Genomic DNA, 21,314 nt, shown 5'->3' with positions numbered 1-21,314 from the left:
AATTGCACGAACGTAAAAATCGCCAATTATGGAGACGGTCTCGAACACGTCGACGAAACGATGCGGTAACATCTCCCTGCAAACACTGTAGTTAGCTAAAGGGGGAGTTCGCGTGTCTGCAACCATCAAACCCTTCACCGACGAGTTCGAAGAGTATGGTCGCGATGAATCTCGCGCATCGGGCGAAGCATCGAGCATCTCGTTTCCGACGACGGAAAACGAGGTCCGTGCCATTTTGGAAAAGCTCCATGCCGAGCGTGTCCCGGTAACGGTTCAGGGCGCCCGAACCGGCCTTGCCGCCGGTGCCGTGCCCCACGGCGGGCATATCCTCAATACTTCCCGTATGAATCGCTACTTGGGCCTTCGCCGCGATGAACAAGGCCAATTTCTGCTGCGCGTGGAGCCGGGCGTTGTGCTCTCGGAGCTGCGCAAGCAGCTGAGCAAGAAGGTGCTGCCGACCGCTGGTTGGGACCAGGCATCGCTTGAGGCCTACGAGGAGTTCCAAGAGGCCCCCGAGCAGTTCTTTCCCACCGATCCCACCGAGACGTCTGCCTGTCTGGGCGGCATGGCGGCATGTAACGCCTCCGGTGCCCGCAGCTACGCCTACGGCCCCATGCGCCCACATATCACGGGACTCCACGTCGCGCTGGCTGATGGCGATTTGCTTGAGCTTCAGCGCGGCGAGGCTTTTGCCCAGGGTCGCCACCTGTCGCTTGTGACGGCAGTGGGCCGTACGCTCGAGCTCGATCTTCCCGGCTATACCATGCCCAAGACAAAAAATGCCTCAGGCTATTTCGTTGCGGACGAAATGGACGCCATCGACCTCTTTATCGGTGCTTGCGGCACGCTCGGCGTTATCACCGAGCTCGAGATTGCCCTGCAGGCGGCGCCTGCGGTCGTTTGGGGTGTGAGCTGCTTTTTCGATAGCGAAGACAAGGCCGTGTCCTTTACCGATTCCGTGCGTCCCGTCCTGTCCCATGCGGCTGCCATCGAGTACTTCGACGCTGGCGCCCTGGATATTCTACGTCGCCAGCGCGAGCAGTCGACGGCGTTTGCCTCGCTGCCGGCGCTCGACAAAGAGGCCAAGGTCTGTGTGTACGTGGAGCTCGACTGCGATGACGAGGCCCAGGTGACCGAGGAACTGTACCACCTGGGATGGGTGCTCGAGTTTGCGGGTGGCCGCGACGATGCGACATGGGTCGCGCGCACCGAGGTTGATCGCGAGTGCCAGCGGTTCTTCCGCCATGCGGTCCCCGAGAGCGTCAATATGCTTATCGACGAGCGTCGCCGCACGGATCCCACCATCACCAAACTGGGTTCGGACATGTCGGTGCCCAATGCACGCCTTGCCGATGTCGTGGTCCTCTATCGCCGCACACTGGCCGAAAGCGGGCTTGAATCTGCTGCCTGGGGGCACATCGGTAACAACCATCTGCATGTGAACATCCTGCCGCGCGATGCGCAGGGCTACCGTCGCGGTGGCGAGCTGTTTGCCCAGTGGGCTGCGGAGGTAACGGCTATGGGCGGTGCCGTTTCTGCCGAGCACGGCGTCGGCAAGATCAAGGCGGGCTTCTTAGAGACGATGTACGGTCACGAGGCCATGGTCGAGTCGGCGCGGCTCAAGCTCCAGCTCGATCCCGACGGGCAGCTGGGTCGCGGCAACCTGTTTTCGGAGAAGCTCTTGGATGAGCTTGTCCAGAAAGGGGGCGCGTGAAGATGAGCGATTTCCATATGGTGGTGTGCGTCAAGGCGGTGCCGGGAAGCACCGAGGTCAAGATGGACCCCAAGACCAATACCATCGTGCGCGATGGCAAGCAGGCGGTCATTAATCCCTTTGATGCGAGCGCTTTGGAATGCGCGCTGGCGCTGAAAGACGACTTTATCGGCTTTGGCATGGACGTACGCGTAACGGTGGTGTCGATGGGCATCCCCGCGACCGAGTCGCTGCTGCGCGACTGCATCGCTCGAGGTGCCGACGACGCGCTGCTGCTGACCGATCGCGCCTTTGCAGGTGCCGATACCCTGGCAACCACCTATGCCCTCAAGTGCGGCATCGAGGCGCTCGACGAGGACTTCGACCTGCTCATCTGCGGCAAGATGGCAGTGGACGGCGATACGGCCCAGATCGGCCCCGAGCTTGCCGGTGCCTTTGAGATCCCCTGCGTGACCGACGTGAGCTGCGTGCAAAGCGCGGGCTTTACGACGTGTGGCTCGCTGGCGCTCGTTCACGGATGCGATGCCGGCGAGGAGACGGTGTACCTTGAGATGCCGTGCGCGATGACGACCGCCAAGGAGATTGGCCAGTTGCGTATGCCGAGTATTGCCGGTATTCGCGCGGCAGAGGAGGCGGACGTGCGCGTGGTCAGTGCCGCCGACGTGAACGCCGATCCCTCGCGTTGTGGCCTTGCCGGGTCGCCGACACAGGTCGTGCGCTCGTTTGTGCCCGACCGTGACCAAACGTGCGAGACCGTTGAGGGGACGGCGTCCGAGCAGGCGGCAAAGCTTGCCAAGATTATCGAGGGGATGGCATAGATGAGCGGACTGATTATCGATAGCGAAGCCTGTATCGGCTGCGGTCGCTGCGTTCGCGCCTGTGCCTCGGGCGGCATTGTGGTGGAGGGCGAGCGTCCCAATCGCTGTGCCCGCGTAACCGACGGCTGTATCCTGTGCGGCGGGTGCGTCGACGCCTGCCCCGTCAACGCCATCTCGATCGAGCGCGACGAGGCCGCCGGTGCGGTGGACCTTGATGCATATCGAGACATTTGGGTCTTCGTGCAAACTGACGAGAACGATGCCGTGGCATCCGTGGCCTTCGAGCTCATGGGCAAGGGCCGCGAGCTTGCCGATGCTCGCGGCTGCCGTCTGGTGGCGCTGGTCGGTATGGGCCCCGAGGGTTCTCTCGGTGACCTGGAGCATCTGGTTTGCGTCGGTGCAGACGAGGTCCTGATTTGTCGCGACGAGCGTCTGCGCCAGAACGATGCGGAGGTCTACGCCCGGCTGATCTGCGATTTGGTGGCAGAGCGCAAGCCCGAGGCCATTCTTTACGGTGCGACCGCCTTTGGCCGCGAACTGGCACCCGGCGTTGCCGTGCGTTTGCAGACGGGCCTTACGGCTGACTGCACCGTACTTTCGATGGATGCGGAGACGGGGCTGCTGCAACAGACGCGTCCGGCGTTTGGCGGCAACCTGATGGCCACCATCATTTGCCCCAACCACCGTCCGCAGATGGCAACGGTTCGTCCCGGCATCTTTAAGGCGCCCGACTTCGACTACGGCCGTTCCGGCGCGATCACCCAGGTGATGCTTGCGGAAGACGTTAAGGCCCGTGTCGAGATCTCGATTCCCGCCGAGGAGTGGGGGCAGCAGGCTTCGATCGCCGATGCCGAGCGCCTGGTCGTGGTGGGTCGCGGCATTGGTTCCAAGAAAAACCTGCCGCTGATGCGAAGGCTCGCCGATGCCCTGGGTGCCGAGCTTGGTTGCACGCGTCCCGTCGTGGAGGCGGGTTGGCTGGGGTATCGCCATCAGATTGGCCAGACCGGCGTATCGGTTTCGCCCAAGCTTCTCGTGAGTATCGGTGTTTCGGGCGCCATCCAGCATCTCGCCGGCATCGGTGGGGCGGAGTGTATTATCGCCATCAACGAGGACCCGGATGCCCCCATTTTCGGTGCTGCCCAGTACAAGGTTGTTGGGGACGCCGTCGAGGTCGTTGAGGAGCTGCTAGCCCAGCTTGAGCGCTAGGCGCGCGCCAGCCAGTTACGCATCTCGTCCTTTAAGCGGCTCCAGGTTGCCTGCGTGGCGGGGTCGGTAAAGGGCCGCGTAATGCCAAAGGGCGCGTCGAGCAGGCGGTGGATATCGCCCTGTTCGCGCGCCAGCGCGCGGCTTGCTGGATAGACGAGCTCAAACATAAAGCAGATAAGCCCCACCAAGAAGTCAGCGGGCTCATCGCGCTCATCGCGCGTGACGCAGCGGTGCTCGTCAAAGGCGGCCAGCGTCGGTGCCGAGAAGTGGCTGGCGAGAAATGCGTCCTCATCCACCTTAAGGATGGTCTCGACGGTGCTGTCGGCGATGGTGCGCATAATGTCGATCTTGTCACCATCGCGCACGATATCGCAGAAGCTCCGCGTGCGCACGTCGAGCTGCGCGGGTAGGCGGAAATCGCTGTGATAGGCAATGCTCGCTCGGATGAGCTCATCTTCTGCCGGGTCATCGATAAAGTCGCGGATGCTCGTTACGGCGGGTGCATCGGCGGGATTCTCGCCAAAGAGGACCTCGATGCCCAGCGCCGCATGGCTCATGCTCTCGGCGTCCTTAAAGGTGTCCCAGCGTTGCAGCTGCTCAAAGCGGCCCATATCGTGTAGCAGGCCGCAAAGCCATGCCAGGTCAATATCTTCTGACGACCAGCCCTGCTCGCGCGCTACGGCATCGCATGCCTCGGCCACGTGGTACGTATGCTCGATTTTGAGCGCGATACGTGGGTTGGTGGCGTCGTAGGCATCGGTGTAGCTTTTGAAGGCCGCGCGCGCCCGGTCTCGATCGATAGCTGTCATAATGACTTCCTAAAAAGTTGTGTCTTTCGATCCGGTGGCAATTGTAGGTGAACTCGGTTGCTGTCGGATGATGATTCTGCCGTATCGCTACATGCGGCTCGGAGACCTTGTCAGGATGAGAAGCGTATGGTGCTCAAAATCGTTAGAACCGTCTGGCCGGTGATGCTTACCTATGTTGCAATAGGCGCGCCGTGCGGAATGATCATGGGGCAGACGGGAATGGAGCCCTGGATGGTCTTTGCCCTGAGCAGCACGTTTGTGACGGGCAGCGGCCAGTTTATGATCTGCAATCTTTGGCTGGCGGGCGTACCTGCAGCATCGATCGTCGCGAGCGTTGCCGCCATCTCCTCGCGTTTTGCACTTTACTCGGCATCGATCGCGCCGCATCTGAGGGGTGCCTCGAAGCGCCAGACGCTGGCCGTCGCCGCGACACTTACCGAGGAGGCATATGGCATCTCGCTTGCCAAGCTGATTGAGGGGGAGGATTGGGGCCCGCGCGAGTCCTTTGTGCTCAACGTGATCCTCATCGCAACATGGGGCGTTTCGTGTACGATGGGCGCCATCGTCGGCGCCGTTGTCGATGTTCCCACCGCCATTGCAGCCTTTGTCTGCACCTCGCTCTTTATCTGCCTGCTCTTTTCGCAGCGGCTGTCGCGCGGTAACGTTGTCGCGGCGGTTTCGGGCGCGGTGTCCGTCGCCGCATGCAAGTTCTTGGGCCTCGCGAATATTGCCGTGCCGGCAAGCGTCGTGGTCGGCATTGCCATTGCGCTGGCGTGCGATGCTGTATTTGACGGAAGAGGTGCCCGCGATGCCCGTTAACGAGTTCTTGGTTCTGTGGCTGTCGTCGTGGGCTGCTATCGCGTTCTTTCGCATCGCGCCGGCGTTCGCCTTGCGCGGGCGGACCCTGTCGCCCCGTATTACCGAGGCCCTGGGCTATATCCCGCCCGCTGCCTTTGCCGCGCTGGTCGCCAACGACTTGGTGAGCCCCGGCGCGTTCGACGCGGGACTCTGGCCTGCCTTGGTTCCCTGGATTGCGGCCGCCGGCGTCGTGGCGGTGGCAATCAAGACAAAGTCGATGTTGTGGTGCTGCGTTTCGGGCATCGTGTTCTATATCGTTTTGAGCCTCGTATAGGAGCAGGACGCGTTATCGTCCCGGCCTAACGAATCGAATTTCTCACCGAGGCGGTCTGCTTCTTCTGGTACCATGGTCAAACTTTACTGTAGCAAAGCGTGACGTGGGCTTTTGTTCTGCGTCAACGGAAATGGGGGTTTCATGGCACAGGAAGCGACCGCCAACGAGCAAAAGAAATTCAAGGTCCCGCGTATCCCGGGCGACATCATGATCTATCCGATGATCGTCGGCCTTTTGCTCAATACCTTCTGCCCGCAGGTCTTTGAGGTCGGCGGCTTCTTTACGGCTGCCTGCCGCGGTGGCTCCAACACCATCGTTGCCGCGATCTTGCTGTTCGTGGGCGCCGGCATCAGCTTTAAGTCCACGCCGGGCGCCATCAAGACCGGCATCGTCGTGCTGATTCCTAAGCTTGTAGTGGCAGCCGCGCTGGGTCTGGGCGTCGCGTACTTCTTTAACGATAACTTTTTAGGCCTGAGTTCGGTTTCCATCATCGGCGGCATTACGTTTTGCAACATGGCGCTCTATACGGGCATCATGGGCGAGTTCGGCGATGAGTCCGAGCAGGGCGCTGTCGGTATCCTGTTCTTTACGGCCGGCCCCGCCGTCACGATGATCATCCTTGGTGTTTCGGGTCTCGCCAACATCCCCGTCGGCACCATCATCGGATCCATCCTGCCGCTCGTTATCGGCATGGTCCTGGGCAACTTGTTCCCGTTTATCAAGAACCTGCTGGTCCCCGGCGCCAATCCCGCGATCGCCGTTATCGGCTTTCAGCTCGGTGCGTCCATGAGCCTTTTGAGCTTTATCACCGGCGGTATTTCGGGTATCCTGCTGGGCCTCATCACGCTCTTTATCGTCGGTCCCATTACCTTTGCCTTCGAGCGCTTGTGTGGCGGCAACGGTAAGGCGGCTGTGGCATGCTCCACCATTGCCGGCACGGCCATGACCACGCCGGTCGCCCTCGCCGAGGTCGCTCCGCGCTATGCCGAGCTTGCGCCCACCGCGTATGCGCAGATCGCCACCGCCGTCATCATCACGGCAATCATGGCCCCGATTCTGACCGGCTGGGTCGATAAGAAGTTCTGCCAGGGCAAGGAAGACCTGTCGCCTGCCGGTGTCGAGGCCATCGAGGAGGCTGTCGCGGCCGACATCGATGGCGAGTAGCAATCGATACCCATCAATGATTCCGGCGTGCAACTCGCGCCGTTTGAGCGCCCGAACGAGAGCTGTCTTGCAGTGACGTTCGGGCGCTCTGCTATTATTCCCCTTACCCCTGCGGAGAAAGGGGCGTTTATTGCCCAGACACGAATCGGGCGATTCTGACCACTTGGATATTGAAGGGAGGGCGTCTAGTGGTTAAGGCACTCAAGATTGAGATATTCCTGCTATGCATGATTGTTCTTATCGGGCTTGCCGTACGAAGCCGTCGCTCCCTGTTCTCGAGCACCCAGCAGCTTTTGTTTAGCATGCTGGGCTACACGTCTGCTGCCTACATTTTCTTCGATATGATCTGGACGCTTTCGGATGGTGTGGACGGCACGTTGGGCATTGCAGCCAACTGGATTTCCAACGCGGTTTCGTTTTCGCTCTTCGCCATCGCGTGTCTCATTTGGTTTATCTATTCCGAGACGATGCAGGGCTCTCACCTTGTGACCTCGCGCTATAGGGTGGTGCTTGTAACGTTGCCTACGGCTCTGGTGGTCGTGCTGGCTTTTACCAGTTACTGGACGCACGCCCTGTTCTATATCGATTCGCAGGGCGTGTATCGTCGCGGCTTTGCCTATATGATCCAGCCCATTGTCAGCTACTGTTACGTTATACATACGTCCCTGCATGCGTTTGTGCAATCTCGCAGGGTCGAGAGCCTGCAGACGAAGGCTATCTATCGAACCTTAGCATTTTTCGCCATTCCGGTCCTGGTGGGCGGTACCTTTCAGATCGTATACTCGGTGCCTGGCCTTTGTGTCGGCATAATGATTAGCATGTTGCTGCTCTATATCATCTGCCAGGAGCAGCTCATCTCGACCGACCCGTTGACTGGCCTCAACAATCGCAACCGTTTTGAGACCTATATGCTGTCGCTCTTCTCAAATGTTGGTCATACGGACGATGTGTATCTTCTCATGATGGACGCTGACGGCTTTAAGCAGATTAACGATCGCTATGGACATGTGGAGGGTGATCATGCTCTTCAGGTCTTATCTGCTGCGCTCAAAAAGGTCTGCACGGCGTCTGGCAGCTTTATCGCACGTTATGGCGGCGATGAGTTCGTAGTCCTTCAAAAGGCGGCAGCGGAACAGGACATCATACATCTGTGCGCGGCAATCAACGACGAGCTCGCGCGCGCCGAGGTGCCGTATCTGTTGCGGATGTCCATCGGCTACGCACGGGTCGGTGACGGCGTCGATACCTGGCAAGACTTGCTTCGCGCTGCCGACGCGGAGCTCTACCGCGTCAAGGCCGAGAAAAAGAAGGCCGGCGTCCAGATACGCTAGGAAAAGGGGCACACGACCGTGGTGGTCGTGCGCCCCTTTTTGCGTTTGTGGGGGCCACCGGCCATAATGCCCAGGCGCGGTGCGGCAAGACGGGCGTCTGCCGCCGCGACTCGGTACGAAATCAACGAGAACCAGTGTGCTCCATTAAGCTAAAGTTTGCGAACACCCTCTCTAAAAAGGTGAGCTCGCTAGGCCTTTTTAGGTTTGTTGACAATGATGATGCCGCTGCAGACCAAGAGCAGGGCAACAAGTACGGTGACGGGGCTCGTGCCAGCGCCCTCACCGAGCAGCAGCGCGCTCAGCACCACACCAAAGACGGGGTTCATAAACCCAAAGACCGAGACGCAGCTGACGGGGTTGACGGCAAGCAGGCGCGACCACAGCGAGTACGCGACGGCGGAAATGAGCGCCATATAAATGATGAGCGCGATGGCGGGGGCGATTTCGGTGGGGGACAACGTGCCGCCCATCAAAAACCCGATGGCGGTAAGGACCACGCCACCGACTAAAAACTGCCACCCGGCAAGCAAGACGCCGTCGTGCTCGCGCGAGAAGATGCCGATCAGGCAGGTCGATAGGGCGCCTGCAACAGTGGAAGCCAAGATAAAGCCCTCGCCGTCGAGCGTAAAGCCAAAGGTGCCGTCCGCGCCCGAAAGGTTGACGAGCGCGACGCCGGTAAAGCCCAGCACACAGCCAAGCACCTTGGCCGTATTGAGCTTCTCGGTGTGAAATGCCAAGGCGGCAAAGAGGATTGCGAGGAAGTTGGCGCTGGCCTCGATGATGGAACTCGACATGGCGCTGGCGCGCGAGAGTCCCAGGTAGAAAAAGAAGTACTGCCCGATAGTCTGGAAGAGCGACAGGACAAAGATGGGCTTGATGTCGCGAGCCTGCGGAACGAGTGGACGGCGCTGGGCCGCACTCATCCCAACGATAACCAGGGCGCCGGCAAGCGTGAAGCGCAAGCCCGCAAAGAGCAGCTGTGAGGCGCAATCGTGCGCGGGGATGCCAAAGAGCCCGTAACCGATCTTGATGCAGGGGAAAGCCGACCCCCAGAGCGCGCAGCAGACGAGGCAGCCCAGGATGAGTCCGGGCAGGGTGGCGAGATACGGCTTGCGGCTTTCCATGATGTCCTTCCTGTATGCGCGAAGCAAAAAAGAACCCGCCACCGGGTGTGCCGGTGGCGGGTGTTATTACCCGAGGGGATTGTACCCGATGGGACGCATTAAGCGAAGTAGGCCACGCCGCTCTCAAAGATCGGCATGAACTTATCGCCGGGGACATGCTCGGGCACGTTGCGGTACAGGTTGTCGCCGCGGCGCTCGGCATGGCCCATCTTGCCCAGAACGCGGCCGTCGGGGCTCGTGATGCCCTCGATGGCCAGTGCGGAGCCGTTGGGGTTGACGGAAAGGTCCATGCTCGGTTTGCCGTCCTCGCCCACGTACTGCGTGGCGACCTGGCCGTTTGCGATCAGCTGTGCGAGCACCTCGTCGTTGGCGACAAAGCGGCCCTCGCCGTGGCTGATGGCGACGGTGTAGGGGTCGTCCAGGCTGCACTGCGACAGCCACGGGGACAAGTTGGACGAGATGCGGGTGCGCACCAGACGGCTCTGATGGCGACCGATGGTGTTGAACGTCAGCGTGGGGGCATCGGGCGTGGCATCGACGATGTCGCCGTAGGGCACCAGGCCAAGCTTGACCAGGGCCTGGAAGCCGTTGCAGATGCCCAGCATCAGGCCATCGCGGGCCTTGAGCAGGTCGCGGACTGCCTCGGTGACCTCGGGAGCGCGGAAGAACGCCGTGATGAACTTGGCGGAGCCATCGGGCTCGTCGCCGCCCGAGAAGCCGCCGGGGATCATGACGATCTGGCTTGCACGGATGCGGCGGGCAAGCTCGTGGGTGCTCTCGGCGACGGCCTCGGGCGTGAGGTTGTTGATCACGAAGGTGTCGGCCTCGGCGCCGGCGGCACGGAAGGCGCGGGCGCTGTCGTACTCGCAGTTGTTGCCGGGGAACACGGGGATGATCACGCGCGGGCGGGCGATCTTGGCGCCGCCGTACACGTGGATATCCTTGGCGCGGAAGTCGATGGTCTCGACCTCGGCGGTCTCGCCGGCGCTGCGGTAGGCAAAGACGCCCTCGATGCCACTCTCCCAGGCCTCCTGGAGCTCGGAGAGCTCGATGACCTCGGAGCCGGTATCGATGACATAGCCCTCGACGGTGGTGCCCAGGGGCTCGACGACAACGCCGTCGGCGACCTCGGGCAGCTCGGCATCCTCGGCGAGCTCGACGATAAAGCTGCCGTAGAGCGGGGTGAAGAGGCTCTCCACGTCCACATCCTCGGCAAGCTCGAAACCGATCTGGTTGCCGACGCACATCTTAAAGAGGCTCTCGGCGCCGCAGCCGTAGCCGGGCGTGGAGACGGCCAGGGCGTCGCCGGTGGCGGTGAGCGCCTCGACGGTGTCAAACGCGGCGAGCAGCTGCTGAGCGTCGGGACGGTAGTCCTCGCCATAGGTGGCGGGGGCGATGCGGACGACGCGGTGCGTGAGGCCCTTGAATTCGGGCGAGACGGCACGGGCGGCCCTGCCCACGGCGACGGCGAAGCTGATCAGGGTCGGCGGAACGTTGAGCTCGCCGGCCTCGTCCTCAAACGAACCGCTCATGGAGTCCTTGCCGCCGATGGCGCCGGCACCCAGGTCGACCTGGGCCATGAGGGCACCCAGGACGGCAGCCATGGGCTTGCCCCAACGCTCGGCCTCGGTGCGCAGGCGCTCGAAGTACTCCTGGAAGGAGAGGTAGGCGCGCTTGTGCTCAAAGCCGGCGGCAACGAGCTTGGCGATGGACTCGACCACGGACAGGTAGGCGCCCGCAAACTGGTCGGCCTCCATCAGATAGGGGTTGAAGCCCCATGCCATGGCACTCGCCGTGGTGGTCTCGCCGTCCACGGGGAACTTGGCGACCATGGCCGAGCTCGGGGTGAGCTGCGTCTTGCCGCCAAAGGGCATGAGCACGGTCGCGGCGCCGATGGTGGAGTCGAAGCGCTCGGAAAGGCCCTTGTTGGAAGCGACGTTGAGGTCGGTGACAAGCGAGGTCATGCGCTCGGTGAGCGTGGTGCCGGCCCAGCTGGGCTGCCACACGCTGCGGGCGCACACGTGGGCGACCTGGTGCTTGGGTGCGCCGTTGGAGTTGAGGAACTCGCGGGACAGGTCGACGATGGCGACGCCGTTCCAGGCCATGCGCATGCGCGGCTCGGCGGTAACCTCGGCGATAACGGTAGCCTCCAGGTTTTCCTCGGCGGCGTAGCCCATGAACTCCTCGACGTCACCGTCGGCGACGGCGCAAGCCATGCGCTCCTGGGACTCGGAGATAGCGAGCTCGGTGCCGTCCAAGCCGTCGTACTTCTTGGTCACGGTATCAAGGTCGACATACAGGCCGTCGGCAAGCTCGCCTACGGCGACCGAGACGCCGCCAGCGCCAAAGTCGTTGCAGCGCTTGATCAGACGGCAGGCGTCGCCGCGGCGGAAGAGGCGCTGCAGCTTGCGCTCGACCGGGGCGTTGCCCTTCTGGACCTCGGCGCCCGAGGTCTCGATGGACTCGGTGTTCTGGGTCTTGGAGGAGCCGGTGGCACCGCCGATGCCGTCACGGCCGGTGCGGCCGCCCAGCAGGATGATCTTGTCGGTGGGGGCGGGGCACTCGCGGCGCACGTGGTTTGCCGGGGTAGCGCCCACGACGGCGCCGACCTCCATGCGCTTGGCCACGTAGCCGGGGTGATAGAGCTCGTTGACCTGGCCGGTGGCAAGGCCGATCTGGTTGCCGTAGCTGGAGTAGCCGGCGGCAGCGGTGGTTACGAGCTTGCGCTGCGGCAGCTTGCCCTCGAGCGTCTCGGACACGGGGACGGTGGGGTCGCCGGCGCCGGTGACACGCATGGCCTGGTACACGTAGCTGCGGCCCGAGAGCGGGTCGCGGATGGCGCCGCCCACGCAGGTGGCGGCACCGCCGAAGGGTTCGATCTCGGTCGGGTGGTTGTGGGTCTCGTTCTTAAACAGGAACAGCCAGTCCTGGTCCTCGCCGTCGACATCGACCTTCACCTTGACGGTGCAGGCGTTGATCTCCTCGGACTCATCGACATCGGTCATGACGCCGGTCTTCTTGAGGTACTTGGCGCCGATGGTGCCCATGTCCATGAGGCAGACGGGCTTGGCGTCGCGACCGAGCTCATGGCGCATCTCCATGTAGCGGTCGAAGGCCTGCTGCACCACGGCGTCGTCGATCGTCACGTCATCCAGGACGGTGCCGAAGGTGGTGTGACGGCAGTGGTCGGACCAATAGGTGTCGATCACGCGGATCTCGGTGATGGTGGGGTCGCGGTCCTCATCGCGGAAGTACTGCTGGCAGAAGGCGATGTCCGCCTCGTCCATGGCAAGGCCGCGATCGGCGATAAAGGCGGCAAGGCCGGCCTCGTCGAGCTCGCGGAAGCCGTCGAGCACCTCGACGGGCTGGGGCTCGGGGGTCTCCATGTGCAGCGTCTCGGGCAGGTCGAGCGAGGCGATGCGTGCTTCGACGGGGTTCACCACGTAGTGCTTGATGGCCTCGATGGCGGCTTCGTCCAGAGTGCCCGAGATCATATAGACCTTGGCGGAGCGCACGGCGGGGCGCTCGCCCTGGCTGATGAGCTGCACGCACTCGCTGGCGGAGTCGGCGCGCTGGTCAAACTGGCCAGGCAGGAATTCGACGGCAAAGACGGCGCCATCGCTTGCGGGGAGCTCGTCGTAGGTCACATCGACCTGGGGCTCGCTAAAGACGGTCGGCACGCAGGAGCGGAAAAGCTCCTCGTCGATGCCCTCGACGTCGTAGCGGTTGATGATCCTCAGGGCCTCGATGCCCTTGATGCCGAGAATTTCGGTCAGCTCGCCCTTGAGCTGCTGAGCCTCGACGTCGAACCCGGGTTTCTTCTCCACGTAGATACGAGAGACCATTGGTTCCTGCCTTCCTGATCGGTTGGGCGTACGGTACGGTATGCGGCAGCGGTCGGTTTACGGGGCAAGCCTCGCGGTCGCCTTGAGCCACATGTTTGTAAACCTCACTATGATACGACAGCTCGCGGCGCGTTGAGGACGGCGAGGGTGCTACAGTGAAGCGCAAACAAGAGAAAGGCATCACATGGCATTCGTTTCGCTCGCCATCATCGCACTCGTGGCCTTTGCGAGTCCTTTTATCGCCTCGGCGATTCCCGGGAAACCCGTTCCCGAGACGGTCTTTTTGCTCGTGTTTGGCGCGGTGCTGGGACCCCATATGCTCGACATTATCCATGTAGATGCCGAGGTCTCGCTCGTGTCCGAGCTCGGCCTGGCCTTTTTGTTCCTGCTTGCCGGCTTTGAGATCGACCCCAAGAGCATCACGGGCGTCGAGGGGCGCTACGGCTTGGCGACGTGGGTCGTCACGTTTGGTATCGCCTGGCTTGCCGTGCGCTTTACCCCGTGGTTCTCAGTCAGTCATTTCGACGGTATCGCCGTGACGCTTGCCCTCACTTCGACGGCGCTCGGCACGCTCGTGCCCATCATGCGTGAGCGCTCGCTCACTGGCACGCGTGTGGGCGACTCGATTCTCGCGTATGGCACCTGGGGCGAGCTCGGCCCTGTGCTCGCCATGTCGGTGCTGCTGTCTGCCCGCACTGGCATCCAAACGCTCGTAATCCTTGGCTTGTTTGCGGTGGTTTGCGTGTTGCTGGCCGTGGTCCCAAGCCGCTCCAAGCGCGTCGGCAGCCGCTTCTTTGCGTTTGTCGAGGAACGCGCCGATACCACGTCGCAGACCTTCGTGCGCCTGACGGTGCTCATCCTGGTCACACTCGTGGCGTTCTCGGCCGTCTTTGATCTCGACATCGTGTTGGGTTCTTTTGCCGCCGGCTTTGTCCTGCGCTATATCATCCCCGAGGGCAACCATACGCTCGAGACCAAGCTCGATGGCCTGGCCTACGGCTTTTTGATTCCGGTATTCTTTACCGTATCGGGCGCAAAGATCGACCTGACGGCCGTGGCGTCGCGCCCCGGGCTGCTCGCAGGCTTTATCGTGGCGTTGCTGATCATTCGCGCCGTGCCCATTCTCATCTCTATGAGCATTTGTCCTGCGACGCGCGATGTGTCGGCGTATGGTCGTATTACCGTGGCCCTGTACTGCACCACGGCCCTGCCGATCATCGTTGCCGTGACGAGTGTTGCCGTCAACGCGGGCGCGCTGTCGCAAGATATTGCGTCGGTCATGGTTGCCGCCGGTGCCATCACAGTGTTCTTGATGCCGCTGCTCGCGCAGCTCTTCTACCGCGTGGTGGATGCTGCGCCGGTTGCCGCCGTGGCAGAAGTTGCCGAGCATCCATCCGATGCGCTCGACATCCTGCGTGCTCATCACGATTTGGCAAGCCTGCTCGCACGCGAGCACGAGCTGTTGACATCGCATGGCCATGGTCGCGTATTCGAGGGCCTGCCTACGCTCGATACGATTGCCGAGCGTCTTTCCGCCGAGGCAGCGAGCGGCCACATCGATGCCCGCATCGTGGACGCGGCGCATCTTCTTGCCGATAAGACCTATGGTGATGAGGTTGACCCGTCCGAGCTGACCCCGCGCGAGCGTCGCCGCCTGGAGCGCGCCAAGCTCGCCGTGCGCGAATACCGCCGCCGCATGCTGGAGCTCTATGCGCGCGATGAAGCCCAGGACGACGACGGCAGGTAGCCAACGCCGTCGCGGAAAATGCATCCCAGAATCCGCGTCCAGAGTGGGACATAGTTTCCGAAAGAAAGCCCTGAGGGAAGCTGCGCCCCGTTCTGAGCTGAAATATCGGGACGCAGCTTCCCCTGCAGGCAGAACAAGGCGCGCTGCCTGCGGTTGATGCAGACAGCGCGCCTTTTGCGTTGGGCCTCGTTGAGGTTCGAAGTCGTGGCTTGCGACCTTTAGGAGCGGGCGGCTCCGTCGACGGGGAGCACGGCGCCCGTGACATAGGAGGACATGTCGCTCGCTAGGAAAACGAAGGCGTTGGCGACGTCCTCGGGCTCGCCCATGCGACCCAGCGGAATGGTGGCGATGATGGGCTTGATGACCTCTTCGGGCAGGTTGGCGACCATATCGGTCTTGGTCACGCCGGGTGCGACGGCATTGACGCGAATGCCCATGGGGGCGAGCTCGCGCGAGAGCGACTGGACCATACCGTTGACGGCAAACTTGGACGTGGGATAGCCAACGCCGGAGGGCTGACCGTACTTGGCGACCATCGAGCTCGTGGTGGTGATGGTGCCGCCGTGGCCGGCCTCGGTCATGATCTTGGCGGCAGCCTGGTGACCATTAAAGACGGCGACGACGTTGAGATCCATAACTTGGGCGAACTCCTCGGCCGTGTAGTTAAGGAGGGGCGAGCGCTGGGAGATGCCGGCATTGTTGACGACTGTATCCAAGCCGCCCATGTCGGCTGCGGCCTGGGTAAAGGCCTCGGTCACGGCTTCGAGCGAGGTGAGGTCGCAGGAGCGGCCCCAGACCTTTGCGTCGGGATAGGCGGCTGCCAGCTTCTCAACGGCCGCGTCGGCAGTCTCCTGGCGCGAGCCAAAGACGGTGACGGCAGCGCCTTCCTCGATAAAACGGCAGGCGATGGCATAGCCGATGCCGCGCGTGCCTCCGGTGACGATTGCTTTCTTGCCCTCGAGCAACATGGTGCTTCCTCTCATCGTGGGCGGACATTCGCAGCACAGCGTAGCGGTAGCCGGAATCGGCCGCGTTTGCATATCGGTGAACGGTAGCCCGCGTTACCGATGAGCGGCTCGCGCAAATATGCTCTGCCGTTGTGCTTAGGGCAGGTGACAAAAGGGCTCCCGTCCCACATCGGACGGGAGCCCTCAAGGCGCGTATTGCTAGGCGAGCGTTGGGTTAGTTGGCCATGACGCCTTCTGTCCAGGCCTCGACGTCCTCGATGCGCAGGACGTTGGCGACCTCGGCCACGCAGTCGACGCTGGCAAGCTCGGCGGCGGCAGCCTGGACGTCCTTCTCGAGCGCGCGGTGCGTTAGGAAGATGACCGAGCAGGCATCGCTGACGCCCGACTTGCCGTCCTCGACCTGGTTGATGAGCGAGATCGAGATGTTGTGCTTGGCAAAGATATCGACCGTCTCGGACAGGGCGCCCACGCGGTCGGCGACCTTCAGGCGCACATAGTACTTGGTCTGGAGCTCGTCCATGGGCTTAAAGGCGAGGTTGTGACCATAGGGCTCAATCTCGGGCAGCGGAGCCACGCCGCGGCTGATCTGCTCGGAGAGCGACAGGATATCGCCCACGACGGCGCTCGCGGTGGGGAAGGAGCCTGCGCCGGCACCGTAGAACATGGTCTCGCCCACGGCGTCGCCCACCACGTAGACAGCGTTCATGGCGCCGTTGACCTTGGCAAGCATGTGGTCGGCGGGGATCAGCGTGGGATGCACACGGACGTCGACGCCGGCGTCGGTGTTGCGGGCGATGCCGAGCAGCTTAATGGTGTAGCCGAGCTCACGGGCCTGGGCGATGTCCTCGGCACCGATGGTACGGATACCCTGCTGGTACACATCGTCGGTGGTAACGCGGGTGCCAAAGCCGATGGAAGCGAGGATCGCCGTCTTGCTGGCGGCGTCGAAGCCGTCGACGTCGGCGGACGGGTCGGCCTCGGCATAGCCCTTAGCCTGTGCGTCGGCGAGCACGTCGGCGTAATCGGCGCCCTCGGCGTCCATGCGCGACAGGATGTAGTTGGTGGTGCCGTTAAGGATGCCGGCGATGGTCAGGATCTTGTTGCCCACCAGGTCATGCTCAAGCGTGCTCACGATGGGGATGCCGCCGCCGCAGCTGGCCTCGCACTTAATCTGCACGCCGCACGCGCGTGCCTTCTCGGCAAGCGTCTCGACGTGACGGCCCAGCAGGGCCTTGTTGGCAGAGACGACGTGCTTGCCGTGCTCAAAGGCAGTGGTGAAGATCTCGGTTGCGGGATGTTCGCCGCCGATGAGCTCGACGACGATGTCGACGGCGGGGTCGGTGACGACGTCGTGCCAGTCACTCGTAAAGGCCTCGCGCTCAATGCCTGCCGCCTCGGCCTGCTCCCAAGCAAGCGCGCAGGCGCGGGTCAGCTTAAGGTCGATGCCGTAGGCTGCCAGGTACTCATCGTGGTGGCTCTTGATCAGACGGGCCACGCCGCCGCCGACGGTTCCCAGACCGATCAGACCGACGTTCACGGTGCGCAGGGGTTCGCTCATAGATAGCTCCTTCGTGCATCTTATGGATGGATTAACCGCTTAAAGGTTGAGTGCATTCTAGCGTGAACCGAGGGCGCGTGCTCGCCAGGCAACAGGAGTCGCACAAAACGGCACCCCCGAAACGCTGCGGAAACATTGGAAACATGCTCGCTACAAACGAAACTCCGTAACAAACTGTCAACGTTTGCGCCATAAGGTTTGCCCCGTACCGCAAGACGGCCGCACTGCGGCCAGCGAAAAGGGGGACACCATGTTCAACATCAACAGCACGCTCAGCCGTAGGAACTTTCTCGCCGGTGCCGCGGCGCTCGGCAGCACCGTGGCACTCGCTGGTTGCTCGTCGGGTGGCTCGGAGGGCGGCTCCGCCGATGACGGCAAGACCTTCAAGATCGGTGTCATCGGCCCTCTGACCGGCGCCGCGGCAACCTATGGCGTTTCGGCCGAGAAGGGTGCCAAGCTCGCCGCCAAGGATTTCTCGACCAAGGACCTCAAACTCTCGCTTAAGTCCGAGGATGACGTCGCTGACGGCGAGAAGGCTATCAACGCCTTCAATACCCTGTGCGACTGGGGCATGCAGGCTCTCGTCGGCCCCGTCACGACTGGTGCCGCCGTCGCCGTCTCGGGCGAGATCGCCGACGATATGCTCATGGTCACGCCTTCGGCCTCGTCGCTCGACGTCACCAAGGATAAGACCACGGTCTTTCAGGTTTGCTTCACCGATCCCACCATGGGCGCCAGCGCTGCGAAGTTCTTGGCCGAGAAATACGCGGACGCCAAGATCGCCCTGTTCTACAACTCCGGCGATACGTACAGCTCGGGTGTTGCCGATGCCTTTGCCGAGCAGGCCAAGGAGTCCAAACTTGATATCGTCGATACCGAGACCTTTAAGGGCGATTCCTCCACGAGCTTTACCAACCAGCTCACCAAGGCCAAGGAGGCCGGCGCCACGCTCATCTTTGCGCCGATCTACTACACGCCGGCGTCCGTTTTGCTCAAGAACGCCAAGGACATGGGCTACGACATGACGCTCATGGGTACCGACGGCATGGACGGCCTGCTCTCTGTGGAGGGCTTCGATACCTCTCTTGCCGAGGGCGTACTGCTCATGACCCCGTTTTCCGCCGATGACGAGAAGAATGCCGACTTCGTCAAGGCCTATAAGGATGCCTACGACGAGACGCCTAACCAGTTTGCCGCCGACGCCTACGATTGTGTCCACGCCATCGCCGAGGCCATCGACAAGGCGGGCATCGATATTACGGCCGATGGTGCCGACATTGCCGACGATCTTGCCAAGGCCATGCGCAAGATCAAGATTGAGGGCCTGACGGGCGAGCTCACGTGGAACGACGAGGGCCAGGTCGAAAAGCCCGCTACGGCCTATGTGATTCAGGATGGCAAGTACATCGCCGCCTAAGTGCGCATAAAGCGCTACCGGTGAGGCCGTTTTATTCAGGGCAAGGGCGCTTGTAACAGAACAGAAACATTACTTTCACATAATAAAGTGGCTAAACTGCATAAACTGATAGAAATACGCATAAATATGGATAAATGGACAAAGCAAAAGAAAAGTTGAAATAATCGCCACTTTTCTCAACTAAAGCGTCTACTATTTTGCGAACGCCGAACACGGCGAAGGATGGCCTGTCGGGTAACCGAAACCCGACGAGATTTGAGAGGAGAGCCGCATGTCGAGCCTCACCGGTAAGTCATTGAACCCTGTTATGAATCGCAGGAGCGTTATCGCGAGCGCAGCAGGTCTGGGGGCGATGTCCATTCTAGCTGGCTGCTCCTCCAACGGCGGCGACAGCGGTTCCGCTTCGAGCGACGCTTCGTTTAAGATCGGCACCATCGGCCCGCTGACCGGCGCCAACGCGTCCTACGGCAAGTCCGTTACCCAGGGTGTCGAGCTTGGCTGCAAGGATTTTTCGACCAAGGAGCTGCCGCTTGCCAGCAAGGCCGAGGATGACCAGGCCGATGGCGAGAAGGCCGTCAACGCCTTCAACACCCTGCTCGACTGGGGCATGCAGGCCCTCGTCGGCCCGACTACCACGGGTGCGTCGGTTGCCGTTGCCGCAGAGTGTGGTAACGACCCCAAGACGTTCATGATCACCCCGTCCGCGTCCTCCGAGGACGTCACCGACGGCAAGGATTGCGTCTTCCAGGTTTGCTTCACCGACCCCAACCAGGGTGTCAACGCCGCCAAGTTCCTGGCGCAGAAGTATGCGGACGAGAAGTTCGTGCTGTTCTATAACTCCGGCGACGCCTATTCTTCGGGCATCGCAGATTCCTTTAAGGCCCAGGCCGCTGAGTCCAAGCTCGAGATTGTTGACGAGGAGACCTTTAAGGACGACTCCGCCACGAGCTTTACCAACCAGCTGACCAAGGCCAAGCAGGCTGGCGCCACCATGATTTTTGCGCCGATCTACTATACGCCGGCGTCCGTCCTGCTCAAGAACGCCAAGGACATGGGCTACGATGTCAAGATGATGGGCTGCGACGGCATGGACGGTATCCTGGGCGTTGAGGGCTTCGATACCTCTCTTGCTGAGGGTCTGCTGCTCATGACCCCGTTCTCCGCCGACGACGAGAAGAACGCCGACTTCGTTAACGCTTACAAGGATAAGTACGGCGATACCCCCGACCAGTTTGCCGCCGACGCCTACGACGGCGTGCACGCGGTGGCCGAGGCCGTCAAGGAGGCCGGTCTTGGTGTCGACGCCGACCCGACCGAGGTCGCCGAGAAGCTGTCCAAGGCTATGCTCAAGATTACCGTTGACGGTCTGACCGGCAAGCTCACCTGGAACGATAAGGGCCAGGTTCAGAAGGAGCCCACGGCGTACGTCATCACCGACGGCAAGTACGTACAGGCCTAATTGGCCGCCTTACATAGAGCGGTTTTGATCCCAAGCAGGGGAGGTTTTGGCCTTCCCTGCTTGCTTGGTATCTAGGGACGATGTAACGTCCCTGTTTCATACATCAACTGGAAACCTATTCGAAAGGGGGATGTGGAACATGACGGTCTTTATCCAATACCTGGTCAACGGCCTGTCCATGGGCAGCGTCTACGCCATCATCGCGTTGGGCTACACCATGGTCTACGGTATCGCCAAGATGCTGAACTTCGCTCACGGCGACGTCATCATGGTCGGTGCCTATGTTTCGTTCTGCGCCACGTCGTATCTCGGCCTCCCGGGCTGGGTATCTGTAATTCTTTCTTGTGTGGTCTGCACGGTTCTCGGCGTTCTCATCGAGGGTCTGGCCTATAAGCCGCTGCGCCAAGCAGGCCCGCTGGCCGTTCTGATCACGGCTATCGGCGTGTCTTACTTCCTGCAGAACGCCGCGCAGCTTCTGTGGGGCGCCACGCCCAAGAACTTCACTTCGCTCGTCACCTTCCAGGTGCCGGAGTTCTTGGCCAAGTTCAACGTAAGCGCCGTCTCGCTCGTCACCATCGTCGCTTGCCTGGTTATCATGGCCGGCCTGATGTTCTTTACAGGTAAGACCAAGATGGGCAAGGCCATGCGCGCCGTGTCCGAGGACAAGGCCGCCGCTCAGCTCATGGGCATCAACGTCAACCGCACCATCTCGATGACGTTCGCCATCGGCTCCGCCCTCGCCGCCATCGCCGGCGTGCTCCTGTGCTCCTACTCGCCGGTGCTGCAGCCCACGACGGGTGCCATGCCTGGCATCAAGGCCTTCGACGCCGCCGTCTTCGGCGGCATCGGCTCCATCCCCGGTGCCTTTGTCGGTGGCATTCTCATCGGCATCATCGAGGCGATGGCGCAGGCTTACATTTCCACGAGCCTTGCCAACTCCATCGTCTTTGGTGTTTTGATCATCGTCCTGCTCGTCAAGCCTGCCGGCCTCTTGGGCAAGTACGTCCCCGAGAAGGTGTAGG

The 21,314-nt window shown here is 61.8% G+C and carries 16 protein-coding genes; 11 read left to right on the top strand and 5 right to left on the bottom strand.

Going from position 1 to position 21,314, the window contains the following annotated elements; genetic code table 11:
• Positions 1 to 112: 112 nt before the first annotated feature.
• From I2F59_RS10040 to I2F59_RS05205, 3 genes are read left to right on the top strand one after another with little or no spacing between them, the layout of a single operon-like run.
• Entirely contained in the window at positions 113 to 1,714 is a 1,602-nt protein-coding gene (locus tag I2F59_RS10040; protein WP_195503476.1) for an FAD-binding oxidoreductase, read from the top strand.
• Positions 1,715 to 1,716: 2 nt separating this feature from the next.
• Positions 1,717 to 2,532, top strand: a complete 816-nt coding sequence (locus I2F59_RS05210) for an electron transfer flavoprotein subunit beta/FixA family protein (protein ID WP_195503475.1) — start codon at positions 1,717 to 1,719, stop codon at positions 2,530 to 2,532.
• Entirely contained in the window at positions 2,533 to 3,738 is a 1,206-nt protein-coding gene (locus tag I2F59_RS05205; protein ID WP_195503474.1) for an electron transfer flavoprotein subunit alpha, read from the top strand. It begins immediately after the preceding gene.
• Here the strand turns inward: I2F59_RS05205 and I2F59_RS05200 are convergent.
• Positions 3,735 to 4,547, bottom strand: coding sequence for an HD domain-containing protein (locus I2F59_RS05200; RefSeq protein WP_055287158.1), 813 nt, complete (start codon positions 4,545 to 4,547; stop codon positions 3,735 to 3,737). The genes I2F59_RS05205 and I2F59_RS05200 overlap by 4 nt on opposite strands.
• 126 nt (positions 4,548 to 4,673) lie before the next feature.
• Between I2F59_RS05200 and I2F59_RS05195 the strand changes: the two genes are divergently transcribed.
• The 4 genes from I2F59_RS05195 to I2F59_RS10035 all read left to right on the top strand — a co-directional run bounded on the left by I2F59_RS05195 (position 4,674) and on the right by I2F59_RS10035 (position 8,174).
• A complete protein-coding gene (locus I2F59_RS05195; RefSeq protein ID WP_070100763.1) occupies positions 4,674 to 5,366 on the top strand; it encodes an AzlC family ABC transporter permease in 693 nt (230 codons plus the stop codon).
• Complete coding sequence (locus I2F59_RS05190; protein WP_055287162.1) at positions 5,356 to 5,679, top strand: AzlD domain-containing protein; 324 nt, start codon at positions 5,356 to 5,358, stop codon at positions 5,677 to 5,679. The genes I2F59_RS05195 and I2F59_RS05190 overlap by 11 nt, the downstream gene beginning before the upstream one ends.
• Before the next feature lie 141 nt (positions 5,680 to 5,820).
• Positions 5,821 to 6,843 (top strand): 2-keto-3-deoxygluconate permease, encoded by a 1,023-nt coding sequence (locus tag I2F59_RS05185; protein WP_195503473.1) that lies wholly within the window; start codon positions 5,821 to 5,823, stop codon positions 6,841 to 6,843.
• Positions 6,844 to 7,031: 188 nt separating this feature from the next.
• The gene (locus tag I2F59_RS10035; protein ID WP_195503472.1) at positions 7,032 to 8,174 is read left to right on the top strand and encodes a GGDEF domain-containing protein; all 1,143 of its coding nucleotides are present in this window, start codon (positions 7,032 to 7,034) and stop codon (positions 8,172 to 8,174) included.
• Positions 8,175 to 8,362: 188 nt separating this feature from the next.
• Here I2F59_RS10035 and I2F59_RS05175 read toward each other — a convergent pair whose 3' ends face one another.
• Positions 8,363 to 9,298, bottom strand: a complete 936-nt coding sequence (locus I2F59_RS05175) for a DMT family transporter (protein WP_195503471.1) — start codon at positions 9,296 to 9,298, stop codon at positions 8,363 to 8,365.
• Between the two features lie 98 nt (positions 9,299 to 9,396).
• The gene (locus tag I2F59_RS05170) at positions 9,397 to 13,143 is read right to left on the bottom strand and encodes a phosphoribosylformylglycinamidine synthase (protein ID WP_195503470.1); all 3,747 of its coding nucleotides are present in this window, start codon (positions 13,141 to 13,143) and stop codon (positions 9,397 to 9,399) included.
• A 184-nt stretch (positions 13,144 to 13,327) separates the two neighbouring features.
• Here I2F59_RS05170 and I2F59_RS05165 point away from each other — a divergent pair, with 184 nt between their 5' ends.
• Positions 13,328 to 14,890, top strand: coding sequence for a cation:proton antiporter domain-containing protein (locus I2F59_RS05165; protein WP_195503469.1), 1,563 nt, complete (start codon positions 13,328 to 13,330; stop codon positions 14,888 to 14,890).
• A gap of 218 nt (positions 14,891 to 15,108) precedes the next feature.
• On the opposite strand, the gene I2F59_RS05160 is transcribed toward I2F59_RS05165, so the two are convergent.
• Together I2F59_RS05160 and I2F59_RS05155 are read right to left on the bottom strand one after the other, a co-directional pair.
• Positions 15,109 to 15,858, bottom strand: a complete 750-nt coding sequence (locus tag I2F59_RS05160; protein ID WP_195503468.1) for an SDR family NAD(P)-dependent oxidoreductase — start codon at positions 15,856 to 15,858, stop codon at positions 15,109 to 15,111.
• 214 nt (positions 15,859 to 16,072) lie between these two features.
• Positions 16,073 to 17,416 (bottom strand): homoserine dehydrogenase, encoded by a 1,344-nt coding sequence (locus I2F59_RS05155; RefSeq protein ID WP_138111975.1) that lies wholly within the window; start codon positions 17,414 to 17,416, stop codon positions 16,073 to 16,075.
• A 250-nt stretch (positions 17,417 to 17,666) separates the two neighbouring features.
• Between I2F59_RS05155 and I2F59_RS05150 the strand changes: the two genes are divergently transcribed.
• The 3 genes from I2F59_RS05150 (at position 17,667) to I2F59_RS05140 (ending at position 21,313) form a co-directional block, all read left to right on the top strand.
• Entirely contained in the window at positions 17,667 to 18,833 is a 1,167-nt protein-coding gene (locus I2F59_RS05150; RefSeq protein ID WP_195503467.1) for an ABC transporter substrate-binding protein, read from the top strand.
• Positions 18,834 to 19,104: 271 nt separating this feature from the next.
• Entirely contained in the window at positions 19,105 to 20,292 is a 1,188-nt protein-coding gene (locus I2F59_RS05145; protein ID WP_006234442.1) for an ABC transporter substrate-binding protein, read from the top strand.
• A gap of 139 nt (positions 20,293 to 20,431) precedes the next feature.
• Complete coding sequence (locus I2F59_RS05140) at positions 20,432 to 21,313, top strand: branched-chain amino acid ABC transporter permease (protein ID WP_035137220.1); 882 nt, start codon at positions 20,432 to 20,434, stop codon at positions 21,311 to 21,313.
• Position 21,314 lies beyond the last annotated feature (1 nt).

Source organism: Collinsella aerofaciens (assembly GCF_015556945.1).
Lineage (GTDB): Bacteria > Actinomycetota > Coriobacteriia > Coriobacteriales > Coriobacteriaceae > Collinsella > Collinsella aerofaciens_AO.
The sequence above is the reverse complement of the archived record's forward strand: the minus strand, read 5'-3'. Positions and strand labels throughout refer to the sequence as shown.